We start from the raw sequence: 14,912 nt of genomic DNA, 5'->3' as shown, positions 1-14,912 counted from the left end.
TCCGGTGGGTGTGTTCGTCGTCCTCCCGCTCGTGCTGCCGCTGACCGCCTGGCCGATCGCCAGGCTCGCCGGCCCGAGGCTGCATCCGCGCACGGCGACGCGGGTCCTGTCCCTGGTGGGCGGTGTGCTCGCGGTGTGCAGCACGCTGTGTCTCCTCCTCCTCATGGTGGCCGGGACGGCGCAGCTGCCCGGCAATCCGCTGCCGGACGCCTGGGCCGATCCCGAGGTCCGGGCCGTGGTGCCGTACGACGAGGCGGTCGGTGAGGCCGCGCTCCTCGCTCTTGCCGCCGTCGCCCTGTCCTGCGGTCAACTCCTGTGGCGCCATGGGCGGGTGCGGGCGGGGGCCGCCCGGGCGCTGACCGGACTTCCGCCGTCCCGGCGTGCGGTGCTCGCGGACGAGCGGCCTTATGCGTACGCCCTGCCCGGCGGGCCTCGCGGGCGCGGGCGCGTCGTGGTGTCCAGCGGGATGCTGGATCTCCTCGACGCCCGTGAACGCGAGGCCCTGATCGCCCACGAGGAAGCTCATCTGATGGGCCGTCACCATCGGTTCCTCCTGGTGGCCGGTCTTGCCGCGCGTGCCAATCCGTTCCTGCGTCCGCTGCGTTCCGCCGTGGCGTTCACGGCGGAACGCTGGGCGGACGAGGACGCGGCCCGCGCGGTGGGCGACCGCAGGGTGGTGGCGCGCGCGATCGGCAAGGCGGCACTGGCGTCGGGCTCGGGCCACGACGTGCGCCGGGTGCCTCCGCTGCCCGCTTTCGCGTCGGCGGGGCCGGGGCCGGGCCCGGTACCGCGAAGGGTGGCGGCGCTGCTGCGGCCGGTGCCGCCCGCCCGCGCCTGGCCGCCCGCGGGCACGGCGGCGGGGCTCGCCCTGTGGACCGCCACGGCGGGCGCGGCGGCCTCGGCCCTGTCCTCGGCGAACGCGACGCTGGTCCTGATCACCGTCTTGCGGGGCGCGACCACGGCCTTGTAGCGGGCCACCCGAGGCGAGCGCTACCACCGCCCTTGCGGCAGCGCGCCACCGCGGGGCGGGCGCGACCACCACCGTGTGGCTGTTGGGCTACCCGAGGGCGCGACCACGCCCCGTGACGCGGCCCCCCGGCCGGCTCCCCGCTCGCGGCGGCTACAGGTCGAACTCCACGGGCGACAGGCCGAGCGCATAGCAGGCCTCGCGGACGACGGCCTGTTCGGTCTTGTCGAAGTCGCCGTCCGCGCCGCCGATGACGATGCCTATCTGGATGACGGCGCGCGCCTCGGCCGGCTTCTTCTTCGCCTTGGCGACCTCCTGCAACAGGCCCACCTTGCCGAAGTCGAAGTCGGCGGCCAGCTTGTCGAGCCCCTCCTCGAAGCGGCGCTGCAGATCGGCGGCCGGGAAGTTCTGCAACACCTCGTTGGAGGCGATGAGTTGGGCCACCCGGCGCCGCTCGGACGCGTCGATGGAGCCGTCGGCGGCGGCGACCAGGGCACACATCGCCATGCTGGCGTCGCGGAAGGCGCCGCTCTTCAGGTCGTTCTTCTTGGCCACGAGCTGCGTCTGCATCGTCGTGGCGGATTCCTTGAGGCGGTCCCAGAGGGCCATGGTGCTTCTCCATGCATGTCGTCAAACTTCTACAGCAATGTAGAAACTGACGGGCCTCGCGAATGGTTCCCGGGGTTCCTGAGTGATTTCGGCGCGGGCGTGCGGCGGCCGGGCCGGGCGTTTCGGCAGGGGCCCGGCCCGTACCTGCGGGGGCGTCAGTTCAGGCTGAGCCGCGGCCTCGGCGCGTCCGTCCGTCCGGTCGGCGGCTTCCGGCTGCCCGCGCGGTAGGGCAGCGGCCAGGTGGCGCCCGGGCCCGCATAGCCCTGCTCGGCCGCGGCGTGCAGGGTCCAGTGGGGGTCGTACAGGTGCGGGCGGGCCAGCGCGCACAGGTCGGCGCGGCCCGCCAGAAGCAGGGAGTTGACGTCGTCCCAGGAGGAGATGGCGCCCACCGCGACGACGGGGATGCCCAGCGCGTTGCGGATCCGGTCGGCGTACGGGGTCTGGTAGGAGCGGCCGTATTCGGGGCGCTCGTCGGGGACGACCTGGCCGGTGGAGACGTCGATGGCGTCGGCGCCGTGCGCGGCGAAGGCCCGCGCGATCTCGACGGCGTCCTCGGCCGTGGTGCCGCCCTCGGCCCAGTCGGTGGCGGAGATACGGACCGTCATGGGCTTGTCGGCGGGCCAGATCGCGCGGACCGCGTCGAAGACTTCGAGGGGGAAGCGGAGGCGGCCCGCGAGGGAACCGCCGTAGGCGTCCGTCCGTTGGTTGGTGAGAGGGGAGAGAAATCCGGAGAGCAGGTAGCCGTGCGCGCAGTGCAGTTCGAGGAGGTCGAATCCGCAGGTGGCGGCCCGCCAGGCCGCGGCCGAGAACTGTTCGCGGATCTCGGTGAGCCCCGCGCGGTCCAGCGTGTGCGGGACCTGGTTGACGCCCGGCCGGTACGGGAGCGGGGAGGCGGCGACGACGGGCCAGTTGCCGGTGTCGAGCGGCTGGTCCATGCCGTCCCACATCAGCTTGGTCGAGCCCTTGCGCCCGGAGTGGCCGAGCTGGATGCCGACGGCGGTGCCCGGCGCCTGCTGGTGGACGAAGTCGGCGATCCGCCGCCAGGCCTCGGCCTGTTCGGGGGTGTAGAGGCCGGCGCAGCCGGGGGTGATGCGGCCTTCGGGGCTGACGCACACCATCTCGGTCATGACAAGCCCCGCGCCGCCGAGGGCGCGGGCGCCGAGGTGCACGAGGTGGAAGTCGCCGGGGACGCCGTCCACGGCGGAGTACATGTCCATGGGCGAGACGACCACACGGTTCTTCAGTTCGAGGCCGCGCAGCCGCAAGGGGGTGAACATGGGCGGGGTGCCCGGCGGGCAGCCGAATTCCCGCTCGACGGTGTCGGTGAAACCGGGGTCGCGCAGCCGCAGGTTGTCGTGGGTGACCCGGCGGCTGCGGGTGAGGAGGTTGAAGGCGAACTGCCGGGCGGGCTGGTCGAGATAGCGCTCCAGCTCCTCGAACCAGCGCAGACTGGCGGCGGCCGCACGCTGCGTCGACTCGACGACGGGCCGGCGCTCACTCTCGTACGCGCTCAGGGCCGTGGGCAGATCGGGCTGCTCCTCGATGCACGCGGCAAGGGCCAGTGCGTCCTCGACGGCGAGCTTGGTGCCGGAGCCGATGGAGAAGTGGGCGGTGTGCGCCGCGTCGCCGAGCAGCACCGTATTGCCGTACGACCAGCGCTCGTTGACGACGGTGCGGAAGGCGGTCCAGGAGGAGTTGTTGCCGCGCAGCGGCCGTCCGCCGAGGGCGTCGGTGAAGATCTTGGCGCAGTAGTCGGCGGAGGCGCCTTCGTCGAGCGCGTCGAACCCTGCGGCCGCCCACACCTCCTCCCGCATTTCGACGATGACCGTGGAGGAGTCGGCGGAGTAGGGGTAGCCGTGCAGCTGCATCACGCCGTGTTCGGTCTCGGCGATCTCGAACCGGAAGGCGTCGAAGGCGAAGTCGGCGGCGAGCCAGATGTAGCGGCAGCGGTGTGTGGTGATCCGCGGCGCGAAGTGGTCGGCGTGCGCCTCGCGGGTGAGGCTGTGCACCCCGTCGGCCGCGACCACGAGGTCGTAGGCGGTGGCGAGTTCGGCGGCGGGCGGAGCCTCGGCCCGGAAGCGCAGATCGACGCCGAGCGCACGACAGCGCTCGTGCAGGATCTCCAGGAGCCTGCGCCGCCCGAGCGCTGCGAAGCCGTGCCCGCCGGAGGTCAGCGTGCGCCCCCGGTGCACGATGTCGATGTCGTCCCACCGGACGAACTCGGCGCGCAGTGCCTGGTGGACGGCCGGGTCCGCGTGCTCGATCCCGCCGAGGGTCTCGTCCGAGAGCACGACCCCGAAGCCGAAGGTGTCGTCGGGGGCGTTGCGCTCCCAGAGCGTGATCTCGCGGTCGGGGCCGAGTCGCTTGAGCAGGGCCGCGGCGTAGAGCCCGCCGGGGCCGCCGCCGATTACGGCGATCCGCAGCGGTGCGCCCTGGGTGTGCGGGGCCGTCATCGCTAGCGTCCCTGCCATTTCGGGGGCCGCTTCTCGGTGAAGGCCGCGTGGAATTCTGCGTAGTCCTCGCCGTTCATCAGCAGGGCCTGGGTCGCCGCGTCCATTTCCACGGAGGCCGCGAGCGGCATGTCGAGTTCCGCGGTGAGCAGCGCCTTGGTCTGGGCGTAGGCGAGGGCGGGTCCGTCCGCGAGGCGGCGGGCGAGCTCGGCGGCGCGTTCGTCCGCGCGGCCCTCGTCCGTCAACTCGCTGAGCAGGCCGATCCGTTCGGCCTCCGGGGCACGTACGGGATCGCCCAGCATGAGCAGTCGGGTGGCGTGGCCCAGGCCGACGACGCGGGGCAGCAGGTAGGCCGCGCCCATGTCGCCACCCGACAGGCCCACCTTGGTGAAGAGGAAGGCGAACCGCGCCGAGGGGTCGGCGATGCGGAAGTCCGCGGCGAGCGCGAGCACCGCGCCCGCACCGGCCGCGACGCCGTGCAGCGCGGCGATCACCGGGAAGGGGCATTCGCGGATCGCCCGGACGACCTGGCCGGTCATGCGGTTGAAGTCGAGGAGCTCGGCGGTGTTCATCGACAGGGTGGCGCCGATGATGTCGTCGACGTCGCCGCCCGAGCAGAACCCGCGCCCTTCCCCGGCCAGGACCAGGGCCCGTACGGAGCGCTCCCTGGACAGCTCGGCGAGCAGGTCGCGCAGGTCCGCGTAGGCGCCGAAGGTCAGCGCGTTGAGTTTCTCCGGCCGGGCCAGGGTGACGGTCGCTACCCCGTCGACCACCGTGAGCCGCAGATGGCGCCAGTCCTCGGTGGGTGATGCGGAGCTGGGAAAGGGGCTCATCCGGGCGGCCTCCTTCGGCGGGACGGCAGGTGCCGCCACCTCTTCTGCTGCCTGCCCGACGAAGGTATCACTCATACGTGACCACCGTCACGAGTACGCGATAGGGCGCGGACGGGCGCACCAGAGGCCGAGGTCCCGTGCGTCGATGCCCCACGGCCCGGCCGTCCCCGGCCGGGGTCCTCTACTGGGCCGCGGTCCGACTTCGTAAGGTTGAAAGCACGACGACCCCTCGCTGCCCGGCAGTCCCACACAACCCGGCGACCCCACGCAACCCGAACGGAACCTTCCGCCTTGCCCGAGCCCTCCGGCCCCGACGGCGACGCCACGCCTTCCGCGTGGCGCATCGCACTCCCCCACAGCACGGCCGCCGTGCCGATCGCCCGCGCCTTGGTGCGTACGGCGCTCGCGGACATCGACGCGCCCGCCGACAGCGACACGGCAGAGCTGCTCACCGCGGAGCTCGTCGCCAACGCCGTCGAGCACACCGTGGGCGAGGCGCCGATCGAGCTGGTCGTGGAGCTGCTCGCGTCCGGCTGTCAGGTCGAGGTGCACGACGGCTCGCCGCTGCCGCCGGGCGACCTCTCGGCACCAGGGGCGGACGACCACCCGGATCCCTGGCAGGAGCACGGCCGCGGTCTGCTGCTCATCCGTACGCTGAGTTCGGCCTGCGGCCACCGCCCCACCGCGCACGGCAAGGCGGTCTGGTTCACACTGCCGAGCCGGCGGAGCTCTTGATCCCCGACCGGTCCCCCAGCGTGGCGACCATGACCGCCTTGATGGTGTGCATCCGGTTCTCGGCCTCGTCGAAGACGACCGAGTGGGGCGACTCGAAGACCTCGTCGGTGACTTCGAGTTCGGTCAGCCCGTACTGCTCGTGGATGTCCCGGCCGACCTGGGTGCCGAGGTCGTGGAAGGCGGGCAGGCAGTGCAGGAACTTGACGCGCGGGTTGCCGGTGGCGCGCAGCACGTCCATGGTCACGGCGTACGGCCCGAGGGCCTTGATGCGCTCGGCCCAGATCTCCTTGGGCTCGCCCATCGAGACCCACACGTCGGTGGCTACGAAGTCCGCGCCGGCGACGCCCTCCTCGACGGCCTCGGTGAGGGTGATCCTTGCTCCGCTTTCCGCTGCCGCCTCGCGGGCCTGCGCGACGATCTGCTCGGCCGGCCAGTACGCCTTGGGCGCCACGATGCGGACGTCCATGCCGAGCAGGGCGCCGGTGACCAGGTAGGAATTGCCCATGTTGAAGCGGGCGTCACCCAGATAGGCGAAAACGACCTCGCCCAGCGGCTTGTCGGTGTGCTCAGTGACGGTGAGGACGTCGGCGAGCATCTGGGTGGGGTGCCAGTCGTCGGTCAGGCCGTTGTAGACGGGAACCCCGGCGTTCGCGGCGAGGGTCTCGACGGTCTCCTGCGCATCGCCCCGGAACTCGATCGCGTCGAACATCCGGCCCAGGACGCGGGCGGTGTCGCGCGTGGACTCCTTCTTGCCGATGTGCGAACCCGCCGGGTCGATGTACGTCGTCGACGCGCCCTGGTCGGCGGCGGCCACCTCGAAGGAGCAGCGGGTGCGGGTCGAGGACTTCTCGAAGATCAGCGCGACATTGCGGCCGCGCAGCCGCTGGACCTCGGTGCCCGCTTTCTTGGCGGCCTTGAGTTCGGCGGCGAGCGTGACCAGCCCGAGGAACTCCTCGGCCGTGAAGTCCAGCTCCTTGAGGAAGTGGCGGCCTGCGAGATCTATCGCCATGGTGGCTGCTCCTGGGGGGCGGGTAGGGGACGACTGGGCTACGAATGAGCCGTAACACTGGAAGCATATACGACGGAGCGCATTACTATACGGCATCACGTTCGACGGGACAGCTCATGCAGCGCGGCCCTCCCCTCCCCCGCCCCAGCTCACTGCCCCGGATCTCGATCACCTCGATGCCCTCCTTGCGCAGATGCGTGTTGGTCGTGACGTTGCGCTCGTACGCGACGACCACCCCCGGCTCGACGGCGAGCACGTTGCAGCCGTCGTCCCACTGCTCGCGCTCCGCGGAGTGCACGTCCTGGGTGGCGGTGAGTACTCGGATCCGGTCGAGGCCGAGCGCCGCCGCGATCGCGCGGTGCATGTGCTCCGGCGGATGGTCGGTGACCTTGAGCTCCTGCTCGCCCGCCCCCGGCTCGATCGTGTACGAGCGGAGCATGCCCAGGCCCGCGTACTGGGTGAAGGTTTCTCCGTCGACCATCGTCATCACCGTGTCGAGGTGCATGAACGCCCGCCGCTTCGGCATGTCGAGCGCCACGATGGTCTGCGCCGAGCCCGCCGCGAACAGGCCGCGGGCCAGCATCTCCACGGCCTGCGGGGTGGTCCGCTCGCTCATCCCGATCAGCACGGCGCCGTTCCCGATCACCAGGACGTCACCGCCCTCGATGGTCGAGGGATAGTCACTCTGGCCCTGGGACCAGATGTTGAACGGGCCCGCCTCGGGGCCCTTGAACAGCGGGTGATGGCGGTAGATCGCCTCGAAGTGGACGGTCTCGCGCTGCCGGGCCGGCCAGCGCATCGCGTTGATCGAGACGCCGTCGTAGATCCAGGCGGAGGTGTCTCGGGTGAAGAGGTGGTTCGGCAGCGGGCCGAGCAGGAAGTCGTCCAGATCCATCGCGTGAAAGCGCACCGACGTCGGCTCCGGGTGCCCCTCCAGGAACTCCCGCTTGGTCATCCCGCCGACCAGCGCCTCCGTGAGGTCGGCGGCGGGCAGTTCGTCGAAGGCCGCCCGCAGGTGCCCGGTCGCGAGCGGCCCGTACTCCTTCTCGTCGAAGACCCGGTCGAGGACGAGCGCGCGGGCCGCCGGGATCTCCAGCGACTCGCGCAGCAGGTCGCCGAAGAGGTGCACCTGGACGCCCCGGTCGCGCAACACGTCCGCGAAACCGTCGTGCTCCTGTCTGGCCCGGCGCACCCACAGCACGTCGTCGAAGAGCAGCGCGTCCTTGTTGCTGGGCGTGAGCCGCTTCAGCTCAAGATCTGGCCGGTGGAGTATGACGCGGCGCAGCCGCCCGGTCTCGGAATCGACATGGAATCCCATGCCCCCATCCTGTCCCGCGGCGGCCCCGCTCACCCGGTGAACGCAGCCGCCGCACGGACCGGCGGACCGCCGAAGCGGCCCGCCGGCCCGTCAGAGCCTCGGGTCGACGGGCTCGGACTCCAGGGCGAGGACGGCGAACACCGCCTCGTGGACCCGCCACAGCGGCTCGCCGTCCGCGAGCCGGCCGAGCGCCTCCAGGCCGAGCGCGTACTCCCGCAGCGCGAGCGACCGCTTGTGCCCCAAGAAGCGCTGCCGCAGCCGGTCGAGCTGGTCCGGGCGCGTGTACTCGGGACCGTAGATGATCCGCAGGTACTCGCGGCCGCGCACCTTGATGCCGGGCTGCACGAGCCGCCCCTTGCCGTCCCGGGCGAGTGCCTGGAGCGGCTTGACGACCATGCCCTCGCCGCCCGCGCCGGTCAGCTCCAGCCACCAGTCGACCCCGGCTCGCACCGACGCCTCGTCACCGGTGTCGACGATCAGACGCCGGGTCACCTGGAGCAGCCCCGTCGGGTCGTGCTCGACCAGCCGGTCCAGCCAGGCCAGCTGCTCGTCGTGCGGCACCGCGGCGAGGCTGCGCCCCCGCGCGGCCAGGATCTGGAACGGCGCGATCCGGACCCCGTCAAGGCCATCCGTCGCCCAGCAGTAGCGCCGGTACGCCTCGGTGAACGCGGCCGCGTCGGACGCCCGCTCCCGCTGCCGCTCCAGCAACCCCGCCACCTCGACGCCCCGCGCCGACGCCGCCTCCAGCGCCTGGACGGCAGCCGGAAGCGCGGCCCCGGACGCGGCGCCCACCGCGGCGTACTGCGAACGCAGCAGGCCGGACGCCTTCAGCGACCAGGGCATCAGCTCGGCGTCCAACAGCAGCCAGTCCGTGCCGAGTTCATCCCACAGCCCGGCCGCGGTCACCGCCGACCGCAGCCGTTCGAGGATCTCCTCGGTGACCGCCGCGTCGTCGAAGAAGGGCCGTCCGGTACGGGTGTGCAGCGCCCCGGTCGGCCCCTGGACGCCGAACCGCTCGCGCGCCACCTCCGCGTCACGGCAGACCAGCGCCACCGCCCGCGAGCCCATGTGCTTCTCCTCGCACACGACCTTCGCGACGCCGTCCTTCCGGTACTGCGCGAACGCCTCGACCGGGTGCTCCAGGTAGCCGTCCGCGCCTGAGGTCGCGGTCGGCGACATGGTCGGCGGCAGGTAGGTGAGCAGCCTCGGGTCGACGGCGAACCGGCTCATGACCTCAAGCGCGGCCGCCGCGTTCTCCTCCCGCACCGCGACCTTGCCCATCAGCCGGGTCTCCACGACCCGGCGTCCGTGCACGTCGGCGAGGTTCAGCGGCCGGCCCTCGTGACCACCGGGTGCCTCGGTGGCCAGCGGCTTGACCGGCTCGTACCAGACCTTCTCCGCCGGCACGTCGACGAGCTCACGCTCCGGCCAGCGCAGGGCGGTCATCTTCCCGCCGAACACCGCGCCGGTGTCCAGGCAGATGGTGTTGTTGATCCACGAGGTGTTCGGCACGGGAGTGTGTCCGTACACGACCGCCGCGCGTCCGCGGTAGTCCTCGGCCCACGGGTAGCGCACGGGCAGCCCGAACTCGTCGGTCTCCCCGGTCGTGTCCCCGTACAGCGCGTGCGAGCGGACCCGGCCCGACGTGCGCCCGTGGTACTTCTCGGGCAGACCCGCGTGACAGACGACGAGCTTGCCGCCGTCGAGCACATAGTGGCTGACGAGCCCGTCGATGAACTCCCTCACCTGCTCCCTGAAGCTGTCGTCCTCCTTCTCCAACTGCCCGATGGTCTCGGCCAGTCCATGCGTGTGCTGGACGTTCCTTCCCTTCAAGTAACGTCCGAGCTTGTTCTCGTGGTTCCCGGGCACGCACAGAGCGTTACCGTCGGCGACCATGCTCATCACACGGCGCAGCACCCCGGGGCTGTCGGGCCCCCGGTCGACGAGGTCCCCGACGAAGACCGCGGTGCGGCCCTGCGGGTGCACGCCGTCCACATAGCCCAACTTGCCGAGCAGAGTCTCTAGTTCGGACCGGCAGCCGTGGACGTCACCGATGATGTCGAAGGGGCCCGTGAGGTGGGTGAGGTCGTTGTAGCGCCGCTCGATGGCGATCTCGACGCTCTCCACCTCGTCCACACTGCGCAGGACGTGTACCTTGCGGAAGCCCTCGCGCTCCAACCCGCGCAGGGAGCGCCGCAGTTCACGCCGGTGCCGGCCGATCACGTGGCGGGGCATCCCGGCCCGGTCGGGGCGCTTGGCGTTGCGTTCGGCGCAGACGTCCTCCGGCAGGTCCAGGACGATCGCGATCGGCAGGACGTCGTGCTCGCGGGCCAGCCGGACGAGCTGTTTGCGGCTCTCGGGCTGCACGTTCGTGGCGTCGACGACGGTCAGCCGCCCCGCCGCGAGCCGCTTGGCGGCGATGTAGTGGAGCACGTCGAACGCGTCGCGGCTGGCGCCCTGGTCGTTCTCGTCATCGGCGACCAGGCCCCGGCAGAAGTCCGAGGAGATCACCTCGGTCGGCTTGAAGTGGCGCCGGGCGAATGTGGACTTGCCCGATCCGGTGGCGCCGACGAGGACGACGAGGGAGAGGTCGGTGACAGCGAGCACCCGCGCGCCGTCCGGGGCGTCCGGGGCGTGCGTGCCGTTCGTGCTGGTCGCGCGGGTCGCGCCGGTCTCGGTACTCATGCTGCCGTCGCCTCCTTCGGCATCGTCGGGGTGGGCTCGCCCTGCTGGGTCGTTGTGGTCGGCGTGGTCGGCGTGGTCGCCTGCGGCTTCGCGGTGGATGCTTCCAGCTGCGTCTCTGCCGGGGATTCGCCGCTCTGCGTCTTCGCGGCGGATGCGTTCCTCAGCGTCTCCGTCGTGGGCCCGTCCGCGCCGGTCAGCGTGAACACCGCCAGCTGGGTGGGCGGCCCCACCTCCGGGTCGTCCGGGCCGACCGGGCCGAACTCGACCGCGTAGCCGTGCCGTTCGGCCACCGCGCGCGACCATGCCCGGAACTCCGCACGGCTCCACTCGAACCGGTGGTCCCCGTGGCGCACATGCCCGGCCGGAAGGGTCTCCCAGCGGACGTTGTACTCGACGTTCGGGGTCGTCACGATCACGGTGCGCGGCCGCGCCGACCCGAACACCGCGTATTCGAGCGCGGGCAGCCTCGGCAGGTCGAGGTGCTCGATCACCTCGCTGAGCACCGCGGCGTCGTACCCCTTGAGCCGCTTGTCCGTGTACGCGAGCGAGCCCTGCATCAGCGTCAACCGGGCCGCCTGACGCTCCGTCATCCGCTCGACGCGGAGCCGCCGCGACGCGACGGTCAGCGCACGCATGGAGACGTCCACGCCGACGATCTCGGTGAACCGCGCGTCCTCAAGGAGCTTCTGCACCAACTGGCCCTGCCCACAGCCGAGGTCGAGCACCCGGCTCGCCCCCGCCGCGGTGAGCGCCGCGAGGATCGCGACCCGGCGCTGCTCGGCGAGCGTCTCCGGCCGCTCCGTGGTGTCGCTGGTCTCGTCGACGGCGTTGTCGACCTCCTCGACGTCCAGGCCCTCGGCCTCGGCGAGCCGCACCAGTTCGAGCCGCTCCATCGCCTCGCGGGCCAGACCCCGGCGCCGGGACAGGTACCGGCTGGTGATCAGGTTCTGCTCGGGGTGGTCGGCCAGCCAGCCGTCGCCGGCCCGCAGGAGCTTGTCGACCTCGTCCGGAGCGACCCAGTAGTGCTTGGCGTCATCGAGCACCGGCAGCAGCACGTACAGCTGCCGCAGCGCGTCGGCCAGCCGCAGCTCCCCCGACAGGACGAGACGCACATAGCGCGAGTCGCCCCACTCCGGGAACTCCTCGTCCAGGGCGACCGGTTCAGCGGTCACCGAGTCCCAGCCGAGCGGCCCGAACAGCTTGTGCACGAGTTCCGCACCGCCGCGCGCGGGCAGCGCGGGTATCTCGATCCGCAGCGGCAGCGGCGCCGCCGCCCGCTCCGGCAGCGCGGCGCACACACCGCGCAGGGCACTCTTGAAGACGGTGGACAGCGCGACCGACATCAGCGACGAGGCCGCGTACGGCCGGTCGTTGACGTACTGCGCGAGCGCCGCATCAGGAGCACCACCCCGGCCCTTGCCCCGCCCGCGCCTGACCAGCGCGACCGGATCCACCTCCAGGAGCAGCGCGGCCGTGCAGCGCTCGGCGGTCGCCTCGGGGTAGAGGACGTGCGCCGTGCCGTGGGAGGTCGAAAAGCGCTGCGCCTTCTCGGGATGCTTGTGCAGCAGGAATCCGAGGTCGGTCGCGGGGCCTTCAGGGGTGCCGGTGGTGGTGATTGTCAGGAACACACCGCGAGTATTGCCCGATCTGCACCACCCCCACCAGCGGTTTTCCTTACGCCTGCCGCCCTCGCACCTGGGCCGCCAACTGGGCGATCTCCCTCGGCCCGACCCGGCAGCACCCGCCGACGAGCCGCGCCCCCGACGCCACCCAGTCCCCCACCCGGGTCGCGTCGAACGTCGCGCCGCCCGCCCAGCCGCGCCGCTCCGCGTCCCACCGCTCGCCACTGTTCGGGTAGACCACCACCGGCTTGCCCGTGACCGACGCCGCGAGCGGCACCGCCCGATCGGCATCGGCGGGGGTGCAACAGTTCACCCCGACCGCGATCACTTGGTCATGACCCGCCACCAGACCGAACGCCGCGGCCAGATCCTGACCGGCCCGCGTACGCCCACCCGCGATGCTGTACGAGAGCCACACCGGCACCCCGCACCCCTCGACCGCCCGCAGCAACGCCTCCGCCTCGTCGGCGTCCGGCACCGTCTCCAGCGCGAGGACATCGGGCCCCGCCGCCACCAGCGCCTCGATGCGCGGCCGGTGGAACCGCTCCAGCTCGCGCACGCTCAGCCCGTATCGGCCCCGGTACTCACTGCCGTCGGCGAGGTAGGCGCCGTAGGGGCCGACGGAGGCGGCTACCCAGGTTTCGGGGGGCTGGGCGGGGCTTCGGGGGGCCTCCCCCTCCCCCCTCCCCCTCCCCACCCACCCCTCCGATGACCCGCTCAACTCCCCAGCCAACTCCCCAGCCCCTCGCGCCAGTTGCACACTCCCGGCCAGCAGCCGCTCGGCCTCGCGACGGCTCAGCCCTCGGCGGGCGAAGCCTTCGAAGGTGGCCTGGTAGCTGGCGGTGGTCAGGACCTGGGCGCCCACCCGTACGTACGCCGTGTGCGCGGCCTGGATCTGCTCCGGGCCGTCGGCGAGCAGCCGGGCCGACCAGAGCTCGTCGCTCAGATCGCAGCCCTGGGACTCCAGTTGGTTGGACAGGCCGCCGTCGAGGACGACCGGCCCTTGCGCGAGGGCCTCGGCGAGTGTCCGGGCGGGCCGCACGGTCAGGCTCCGGACAGCTGTGGCAGCACCTGCGACGAGATCAGTTCGAGGTGGTCGAGGTCGTCGAGGTCGAGTAGCTGGAGGTAGATACGGGACGAGCCGGTCGCCTCGTACTTGCCGATCTTCTCGACGACTTCGGCGGGCGAGCCCGCGAGTCCGTTGGCCTTGAGTTCCTCCACCTCCCGTCCGATCGCGGCGGCCCGGCGGGCTACCTGTGCGTCGTCCTTCCCCACACAGACGACCAGCGCGTTGGAGTACACGAGGTCGTCCGCCCTGCGTCCGGCGGCTTCGGCGGCCGCCTTCACCCTGGTGAACTGCCGCTCGCTGTCCTCGATGGAGGCGAACGGGATGTTGAATTCGTCGGCGTACTGGGCGGCGAGCCGCGGTGTGCGGGTCGCTCCGTGGCCGCCGATCAGGACGGGCACCTTGGCCTGCGCGGGCTTGGGCAGCGCGGGCGAGTCGCTGAGCTGGTAGTAGGTGCCGTGGTAGTCGAAGGTGCGGCCCACTTCGGTGGACCAGAGTCCGGTGACGATGGCCAGCTGTTCCTCCAGCCTGGCGAATTTCTCCTTCGGGAAGGGGATGCCGTACGCCTTGTGCTCGTCCTCGAACCAGCCTGCGCCCAGGCCCAGTTCGACCCGGCCGCCCGACATCTGGTCGACCTGGGCGACCTGGATGGCGAGGACGCCCGGCAGCCGGAAGGTGCCGGCGGTCATCAGGGTGCCGAGCCGGATCCGCTTGGTCTCGCGGGCGAGTCCGGCCAGGGTGATCCAGGCGTCGGTCGGGCCCGGGAGTCCGTCGGCGGACCCCATCCGGAGGTAGTGGTCGGAGCGGAAGAAGGCGTCGAAGCCGAGGTCTTCGGTGGCCTTGGCGACGGTCAGGAGAGTGTCGTAGGCGGCGCCCTGCTGGGGCTCGGTGAAGATGCGAAGATCCATACCTCCATCCTGCACCGTCGGGCCTGGGTCAACCCCGCCTCCACCACTCGTCCCACGAATGCCCGGTCGGGTGAAAATATGTCGATCTGGCGAGTCACACCCCCTCTGACCAGTGACGTTGGCGCCGAGCGTTCGTTGGCTCGGGCAGAGCCGGACCGCCCGGCCCGCGCGTCGGCGGCCCTGCCCGGTGCGTCGACCGATTCTCCGCCCTGTCCGCCCCGCGGGAGGGCCTGGGCCGAGGAGGCCGCCATGTCCCAGGACGCCGATCCCGAACAGACCGCGCCGCAGCAGTCTGCGCCGCAGTCCGCCGCCGGGCGGAAGGGTGCGCCCAAGGGACTGCTGCAGCAGATGGAAGAGCTGATGGCGGCGCTGAATGCCGATCTGACGCAGCGCGACACGGACCAGCAGTCCACCGCCGACCGCCCACCGCCCGCCGACGACCCGGGCGGCCCGGGCGAGCCGCAGCAGGCGTACGGGAACGAGGAGCCCGAGCAGCACGAACAGCAAGCGGACCGCTAGACGAGTAGTTCCGTTGTGGCTCAGTGGTCGTAGGCGATGAGTGACCTGGTGATGGGTGCGTCGATGGTGCGGTTGTGCCAGATGGCGCAGGTCATTGCCAGGATCCGCTGGGCCACGCGGACGCCGACGCCTTCGATGGTGCGCCCGCCGTGCTGTTCGAGGTCGAGCTGGCCTTTGAGGGTGTCGTTGAC

At 71.7% G+C, this 14,912-nt stretch carries 12 protein-coding genes and 1 pseudogene; 3 read left to right on the top strand and 10 right to left on the bottom strand.

Annotated features, from left to right (window positions below):
- The first annotated feature begins 4 nt into the window (after window positions 1–4).
- The gene (locus ACWC2B_RS30930; RefSeq protein ID WP_450722377.1) at window positions 5–970 is read left to right on the top strand and encodes a M56 family metallopeptidase; all 966 of its coding nucleotides are present in this window, start codon (window positions 5–7) and stop codon (window positions 968–970) included.
- A 150-nt stretch (window positions 971–1,120) separates the two neighbouring features.
- Here the strand turns inward: ACWC2B_RS30930 and ACWC2B_RS30925 are convergent, their stop codons facing one another.
- The 3 genes from ACWC2B_RS30925 to ACWC2B_RS30915 form a co-directional block, all read right to left on the bottom strand.
- On the bottom strand, window positions 1,121–1,576 hold the full coding sequence (locus ACWC2B_RS30925; RefSeq protein ID WP_450722375.1) for a tellurite resistance TerB family protein: 456 nt from the start codon (window positions 1,574–1,576) through the stop codon (window positions 1,121–1,123).
- Window positions 1,577–1,731: 155 nt separating this feature from the next.
- Complete coding sequence (locus ACWC2B_RS30920) at window positions 1,732–4,047, bottom strand: bifunctional salicylyl-CoA 5-hydroxylase/oxidoreductase (protein ID WP_450722373.1); 2,316 nt, start codon at window positions 4,045–4,047, stop codon at window positions 1,732–1,734.
- Window positions 4,032–4,859, bottom strand: a complete 828-nt coding sequence (locus tag ACWC2B_RS30915) for an enoyl-CoA hydratase family protein (RefSeq protein ID WP_450722468.1) — start codon at window positions 4,857–4,859, stop codon at window positions 4,032–4,034. The genes ACWC2B_RS30920 and ACWC2B_RS30915 overlap by 16 nt, the downstream gene beginning before the upstream one ends.
- Before the next feature lie 291 nt (window positions 4,860–5,150).
- On the opposite strand from ACWC2B_RS30915, the gene ACWC2B_RS30910 reads away from it, so the two are divergent.
- Window positions 5,151–5,594: an ATP-binding protein gene (locus tag ACWC2B_RS30910; RefSeq protein ID WP_450722371.1), complete on the top strand. Its 444-nt coding sequence runs from the start codon at window positions 5,151–5,153 to the stop codon at window positions 5,592–5,594.
- Here ACWC2B_RS30910 and argF read toward each other — a convergent pair.
- The 6 genes from argF to ACWC2B_RS30880 form a co-directional block, all read right to left on the bottom strand.
- A complete protein-coding gene (gene argF, locus ACWC2B_RS30905; RefSeq protein WP_450722369.1) occupies window positions 5,566–6,603 on the bottom strand; it encodes an ornithine carbamoyltransferase in 1,038 nt (345 codons plus the stop codon). The two genes, ACWC2B_RS30910 and argF, sit on opposite strands and share 29 nt — an antisense overlap.
- Window positions 6,604–6,688: 85 nt before the next feature.
- Complete coding sequence (locus ACWC2B_RS30900; RefSeq protein WP_450722367.1) at window positions 6,689–7,921, bottom strand: arginine deiminase; 1,233 nt, start codon at window positions 7,919–7,921, stop codon at window positions 6,689–6,691.
- A gap of 90 nt (window positions 7,922–8,011) precedes the next feature.
- Entirely contained in the window at window positions 8,012–10,606 is a 2,595-nt protein-coding gene (locus tag ACWC2B_RS30895) for a polynucleotide kinase-phosphatase (RefSeq protein WP_450722365.1), read from the bottom strand.
- Window positions 10,603–12,234 carry a 3' terminal RNA ribose 2'-O-methyltransferase Hen1 gene (locus ACWC2B_RS30890; protein ID WP_450722363.1) on the bottom strand — a complete coding sequence of 544 codons (1,632 nt, stop codon included), beginning with the start codon at window positions 12,232–12,234 and terminating at the stop codon, window positions 10,603–10,605. The genes ACWC2B_RS30895 and ACWC2B_RS30890 overlap by 4 nt, the downstream gene beginning before the upstream one ends.
- A 46-nt stretch (window positions 12,235–12,280) precedes the next feature.
- Window positions 12,281–13,270 carry a homocysteine S-methyltransferase gene (mmuM, locus tag ACWC2B_RS30885; RefSeq protein WP_450722361.1) on the bottom strand — a complete coding sequence of 330 codons (990 nt, stop codon included), beginning with the start codon at window positions 13,268–13,270 and terminating at the stop codon, window positions 12,281–12,283.
- A gap of 2 nt (window positions 13,271–13,272) precedes the next feature.
- The gene (locus ACWC2B_RS30880; protein ID WP_450722359.1) at window positions 13,273–14,202 is read right to left on the bottom strand and encodes an LLM class F420-dependent oxidoreductase; all 930 of its coding nucleotides are present in this window, start codon (window positions 14,200–14,202) and stop codon (window positions 13,273–13,275) included.
- A gap of 249 nt (window positions 14,203–14,451) precedes the next feature.
- Between ACWC2B_RS30880 and ACWC2B_RS30875 the strand changes: the two genes are divergently transcribed.
- Window positions 14,452–14,721: a hypothetical protein gene (locus ACWC2B_RS30875; RefSeq protein ID WP_450722357.1), complete on the top strand. Its 270-nt coding sequence runs from the start codon at window positions 14,452–14,454 to the stop codon at window positions 14,719–14,721.
- A gap of 20 nt (window positions 14,722–14,741) precedes the next feature.
- On the opposite strand, the pseudogene ACWC2B_RS30870 reads toward ACWC2B_RS30875, so the two are convergent.
- Window positions 14,742–14,912 (bottom strand): annotated as a pseudogene (locus ACWC2B_RS30870) (IS982 family transposase); the annotation flags it as partial.

It is taken from the genome of Streptomyces sp. NPDC001415, assembly GCF_053597395.1.
This window is presented reverse-complemented; position numbering and strand designations above follow the sequence as displayed.